This is a genomic window from Halomonas sp. (assembly GCF_031581305.1).
In the GTDB taxonomy this organism is placed as follows: domain Bacteria; phylum Pseudomonadota; class Gammaproteobacteria; order Pseudomonadales; family Halomonadaceae; genus Halomonas.
This window is the reverse complement of record NZ_JAVLBC010000196.1, coordinates 1-5803: the sequence shown is the minus strand read 5'-3', so window position 1 is coordinate 5803 and position 5803 is coordinate 1. Positions and strand designations below refer to the sequence as shown.

The window sequence follows — 5803 nt, the reverse complement described above, 5'->3', positions numbered from 1 at the left end:
CTACCACGGTGGGGGTGCGTATCGGTGAGGAGTGGAGCGTACGCCAAAACCTGGCCGGTCAGCCGGGGGCCGCGCTGCTGTGGGACGACCCCGGCGTGGAGGCGGCAGTGATCGAGATGTCGCGGAAGTCGCTGCTCCGGTTCGGGCATGCCGCCGATACCTACGACGTGGCGGCGCTGCTTAACGTTCAGGATGACCATATCGGCGAGCATGGCATCGATAGCCTGGAGGCGATGGCCGCGCTCAAGGGCCAGGTCTTGCGTCGTGCCCGCCAGGCGGTGGTGCTCAATGCCGAGGATGCCCGCTGCCTGGCAGTGCGCGACTCGCTATCGGCGCCACGCCAGCTGCTGTTCAGCCGTGACCCCGGCACCCCGGCGCTGCGTGCTCACCTGGCGGCCGGCGGCGAAGGCGTCAGTGTGGTGACCTGGAAGGATGAACCCACCCTCTGTCTGCTGTCAGGCGATGCCGTGACCCCACTGCTTCCGGTATCGCGGCTCGCCGCCGCGGCAGAACCGCACCTGGGCAACGCCCTGGCGGTGGCGGCGCTGGCCCATGCCCAGGGGCTGTCGCATACGGTGATCGCGGCCGGCCTGGCGTCGTTCGGCGCTGCCCATGGCGATAACCCCGGCCGCTTTGAATGGCTCGATGTCGGCCAGCCCTTTGCGTTGCTGCTCGACTATGCACACAACCTCGATGGCTTGCGTTCGCTGTGCCAGCGCGTGCAGCAATTGCCCTGCAGTGGCCAGCGCCGCGTGGTGGCGGCCAACGTGGGCAACCGGCAGCGCCGCTATCTGGAGGCGGCCCTGCCGTGGCTGGCCAGCACCTTCGACCACTTCGTGCTGAGCGCATCACCGCCGCGGGTGTCGCAGGCGCCGGACTATGAGGGCGACGACCCGCTGGGCAACATGCTCACGGCCTTTGCCAATGGGCTGGCCGCGCAGGGCGTGATGCCAACTCACCTGCAGGTGCAGCGTGAGCGTCATGCCGCTATCCTGGCCGGCCTGAATAGCGCGGGCCCGGACGATCTGCTGGTCCTGCTGGCCGATCCCTGGGAAACCTACACGGCGCTGCGGGCGTGGCGCGGGCGTGAGAACGCTTGCGCCGAGTTGCCCGAACTGGTGGGGCACTAGAGTGCTGGCGCTGGAGGAGGGCGAGGCTGGCCTGCAGCCAGTGATGCTGACCGACATCGTTTAGGTAGACGCTGAGGACACTGACTCCTCTATCGACTATCGGCCACGACCGCAAGATGATCCACGTTAGCGTCAACCGGATATCGCCCCTGGGGAGACAGTTGCTGAACGGGTGGCCCGAGTGGACGCTTGCCCAGGGCCTGGTGACAACACTGGCTTACGTTAAAAATCTGGAGGTCGCCATTGATACTCCCAGTAGATCGAAACGACCGGTAAGGGCCGCCAGGGCCATGATCCACACCCTATCGGAGGAGCAATGGTCACTCCCTAGATCAATTTCTCTACCCCCCTGGAGGCCTCGCTTTCCAGGTACAAACGCGTACAGACGCCCCCCATTTGCCTGTGCCTTGACAGTGACCCTTCCCCACTCGGCATGCAGTCCAGGGGAAAGTGCCTGGTCAGCATCGACCACGACGACATCCCCAGCGAAGTCTTCAAGCCGAGCGACGACGGCATCAATAAGGTTCGCATCCACTACGATGGCCTTGCGGGTGCGAGCGATGGCTTCCTCGCAGGCAGCCCTAACGCCTTGATCCGGCGTTCCATCGGCCACCGACAGCAGTGAGATATCCACAACATCACAGGGGAAGCCTTTGCCCGCGATCTCTTCAAGATTCATCGTGGCCCAAATTGCGCCAGTCGTGGCGTCCGTCAAGGCACGCTGTACAAGCTTCCAGCCGTCATCACCAGCCTCAACGCGCTGTAATACCGACTCACCCAGAGCCAACGTCTTCTCCCAGAGGTCAGCACAGGCCGCCGAACCGGCCGGGCGAGCCTCCAGGAGGACCGGGATACGGCCCCCGCCCTCGATATTCATGCGTGACATCATCTGCCGATAGATATTGGCTTCGGGAGACATTGTCCAGTGCAGGCTCACGTCGGGCTGGCCGTTCACTTCGATGACGGTGGCCCCCACCTCGTGCCATGAGCGGCGGATATCGGGGCACAGCATATCGATTCCGGCCACATTCAGCCTGACGGCCTTGGCGGCGGCGACGGCCAGGGCCTTGTTGTCCGGATGCACGCTCGCCGTGACGTTTTCATGGACGCCAGCCGTGGTCATGTTGGGAATGGAGCGTAGCCTGACGAAGCGTCCTGCTTCAGGCACGCTCTCCAGGGTCAATGCCTGATGCTCCAACCAGCGATAGGAATCATCGTCCAGGGTGATGTTCTTCAGCGTGCTATGCTTCCTCGTGCCGCGAAAGGGATGTCGGTTGGCGATGTCGATGAGTTCTTCCACGGTGCTTTTGCCATCTCCCGTCACACTGGCGGGATGGCGGATGCTTGCCATCAAACATTCACCGTTCACCACCAGCAATCGATGATCGGTACCCGCCATGAAAGGCTGAATGAGCGCCCCACTGGGGGATAGCTCCAGTGCCGCCTCGAAGGCCGTGATCAGCTCTTGTCGCTGCTGGATGTTGACGGTCACCCCCTTGGCCGCGTCCTGATTGGTGGGTTTCACCACCAGGGGGTAACCAAAGGTCTCGACCGCGGCGGCGAGGCCATCGATGGATTTGGCCACAAGCGTTCGGGGAACCGGGATCCCCATATTGGCAAGTCGGCGACCCGTCTGCCACTTGTTGCGTGCCAAGCGCATGGCGATGCCACTTGTCGCATCGTTCATGCTCGACTCGATCCAGCGGGAATGACGCCCCCAGCCGATCTGGAGCGTGTCCTGAGCAATGGGGGCAACAGGGTAACCTTCGTTGAGGGCGGCCAGAGCGAAACGTTGCGTATTCAGCCCCATCTGTGCGGGCCGCACCCTGTCCAGCCATTGGATAAAGCCTTCTTGCCATTGAGCGTGGGCCTCGGCAAGACGCAGGGGCGGTGCAGACAGGACAATCAACACCCAGCGTACGGCATGCCGCAGGGCCTCTTTCAGCAATTCCTTGTGATACCAGGGCACGGCGAACGAGAGTCCCGAGCGGCTCGCGCTGAGCACTTTTCCCCAGCCGACCGGGAGACGTGCATAGCGTTGCATGAGTACGCCAGTGGCCGCGAACCATTCGGCCAATAACAAAAAGACGCTGCCATCATTTTCCACCCCACCCTCCATCAGGAAGGCGCCCGGCCAGCTCTGTGGCGGCGCCAGGTACAGCGGCTCATCGGGCATCATGGCAGGTGCCAGCTCCGCCAGCTTGCCGAGCCGAGCCCGCAGCCCCGTCACTCGGCCCTTCAAGGTCAGGTGAATAACGGCAGTGGATTGGCTCAGCCCGAACCGGCAGCCGGGCAAGCACTTGAGGCTGAGCTGCTGCACATCGATGCTGCTACTTCCGGAAGTGGTCCAACCATGATCGGTCATCTGAGCTTAACGTCCATCCGTCTTCATCAAGTCATGGGTCGTCGAGAGGCTGCGACTCGGACGGGCCTGATTGAAAAGTAATTGGAAAAGGGCATCCGCTACAATAACAGAGTTGCCCATTTATTTGCGTAGGTACCCTGGAATGGGTCGACTGGTTCAATCATCGCCGGCTCTTGGAGCCGATCGGCAACATGCCGCCAGCCGAACGAGAAGCGTTATATTATGAGCAACAGGGTCAGGCCAAAAAGTCGGCCTGACTCAAACCAGCGGGTCTCCGAGAAAGCCGGGGCGGTTCAGGCCGGAGTCAGGATCCTGCACGGAGCCTCCTGTCCCATGAGCCAGCGCCCGCTGGCCTTTGTCGAGGATGCGGCCCGATGCCCTCGCATGGGCGGTGTGCTAGAGTGTCGAAGTGCTCGATTTAACGGAGTTGGGCTCCGGCCGCGAGTCGACTCGATTTCATGAGCATTGTCACCACTCGCAATGGCATCACGAGGAGCCCAGCCCCATGAGCGATTGGATCGTCCTGTCCGCCCGAAAGCATGCCGAGCACGGCTGGCGACCGCGCCAGGGCTATCATCACGTCCGAACCATGGCCTCGCTGCCGGTGCTGCTGGCCGAGCTGCCCGAACTGGTGGGGCACTATGTGCTGGCGCTGGAGGAGGGTGAGGCCGGCCTTCAGCCGGTGGTGCTGACCGACATCGGCTTTGGCCGCAACCTCTATGTCGATGCCCAGGGCCGCTGGCTGGCGCGCTATGTGCCGGCCGCCTTGCGCGGCCACCCCTTTCACCTGCAGGAGCGCGACGACGGCAAGGCCGAGCTGTGCCTGCATGCCGAGCACCTGACGGATGACCCCGCGGCGCCGCGCCTGTTTGATGCCCAGGGCCAGCTGGCCAAGGAGCCGCAGCGGGCGGGGCACTTCCTGCAGCAGTGCCGGGAGCAGCGCGCCGCCACCCTGGCGGCCTGTGCGGCCCTCCAGGAAGCGGGCCTGGTGGTGGCCTGGCCGCTCAAGGCACGCCTGGAAGAGGACGCCGACCCCGTGGCACTGCCCGGGCTGTGGCGGGTGGACGAGCAGGCCCTGGCCGAGCTCTCCGCCGCCAGCCTGCAGCGTCTCAATCGGCTCGGCGCGTTGCGGCTGGCTTTCCTGCAGCCGCCGTCGCTGCGCCAGCTTCACCTGCTGACCCAGCGGGGTGAGCACCTGGCGCGGCAGGGGGCCCTGGGTCTCGAGCCGACGCCCCCCGAATCGCTGGACGAGTGGTTCGGTGACGATGACGACCTGAGCTTCGATTTCGATAACTGATGAGCTGGCGGGATCTGCCTCAGTCTTGCATTATCAGTTCGGCGTCGGTCAGGCGCCATGCCAGATCGGCGCTGGCCTGGTGAAGCAACAGCCGCGCCTCGAGGTGGCGGGTGCCTTCGGGTACTCGGGCATCTAGCGTCAAGCGCCGCTTCTCGCCGGCCTGTAGCGTCTGAGGTGCGGCTTGGGCCACCGTCTGGTTGCCCAGCGCGGCCACCAGGTCGAGTTGCCATTCGGCCTTCCCGGCCAGCACCTCAATCTGCATCTCGACCCGTGCCTGACCGCCCTGCGGCATATGCGTATAGTTGGCAAACAGCATGGCGCCGGACTTGCACCCTGAGCCCTCCAGCGTCGCACTTGATTGGCCGGCGTTGGGGGGCTGCAGGCATTCGGCATGCTGGGTCAGTTCGGGCTTCAGCAGTGCCAGATGGTTCGTGCGCTGGGGGGCGGCGCGCTGAAGGTCGAGGGTGATCTCGGGAGCGTCGTCCTGCCATAGCCGTTCCAGCCAGCTCGGTGTCACGAGCCGCATGCTGGCCTCCTCAAGGGTGATCGCTCCTTTCCCGGGGCTCAGCGGGCGCACCCGCAGCAGGTTTTCCAGCCGCGTCTGGCGTTGCGGCAGGGGAATGCGGTAATGCACGGCCAGGGTGTCACCCGAGCGCAGCAGTGGCAGAGTGGTTTCGTGCACAATCCCCTTGGCGCTGGTCAGATAGTGCTCCACCTTGACGTTGTCGCGTTCCTGCACCGCCAGCCTGAAGCTGCCCTCTAACGTTACCGGACCCGGCGTGGTGAGGTACTGCCCCCCTGTCAGCAGGCGGCTCTGGTGGGCGCTGGGGAGCTGGCGAGGCCCTGGCTCGGCCAGGCGAAAGGCATCGCCTTTGGCTGTCTCCGGCTGGTGGGACCGTCGGCTGTAGGCGGCTGCCTGGCGGAGAAGTTCGAGTTCTGCATCGTCATGTTCAGCCGGGTGGTGTTGCACCAGTTGCCAGGGGGTGTTCGCGAAAGAGTGGGTCCGGCACT

At 64.3% G+C, this 5803-nt stretch carries 4 protein-coding genes; 2 read left to right on the top strand and 2 right to left on the bottom strand.

Features of this window, described 5'->3' with window-relative positions; all coding sequences use genetic code 11:
- Positions 1-1130, top strand: a 1130-nt coding sequence (locus tag RI841_RS13740; RefSeq protein ID WP_310706196.1) for a glutamate ligase domain-containing protein, incomplete at its 5' end; no start/stop codon positions are given.
- 217 nt (positions 1131-1347) lie between these two features.
- On the opposite strand, the gene RI841_RS13735 is transcribed toward RI841_RS13740, so the two are convergent.
- Positions 1348-3495: an acetate--CoA ligase family protein gene (locus tag RI841_RS13735; protein ID WP_310706195.1), complete on the bottom strand. Its 2148-nt coding sequence runs from the start codon at positions 3493-3495 to the stop codon at positions 1348-1350.
- A gap of 505 nt (positions 3496-4000) precedes the next feature.
- Between RI841_RS13735 and RI841_RS13730 the strand changes: the two genes are divergently transcribed.
- Positions 4001-4792: a SapC family protein gene (locus tag RI841_RS13730; RefSeq protein ID WP_310706194.1), complete on the top strand. Its 792-nt coding sequence runs from the start codon at positions 4001-4003 to the stop codon at positions 4790-4792.
- 19 nt (positions 4793-4811) lie between these two features.
- Here the strand turns inward: RI841_RS13730 and RI841_RS13725 are convergent.
- Positions 4812-5803 (bottom strand): hypothetical protein (locus RI841_RS13725; protein WP_310706193.1); only part of this gene is annotated, 992 nt, incomplete at its 5' end.

Excerpts from the sequence above, each read along its gene's own strand:
- RI841_RS13730 (WP_310706194.1), top strand. The coding sequence starts at position 4,001 with ATGAGCGATTGGATCGTCCTGTCCGCCCGAAAGCATGCCGAGCACGGC.
- RI841_RS13735 (WP_310706195.1), bottom strand. The coding sequence starts at position 3,495 with ATGACCGATCATGGTTGGACCACTTCCGGAAGTAGCAGCATCGATGTG.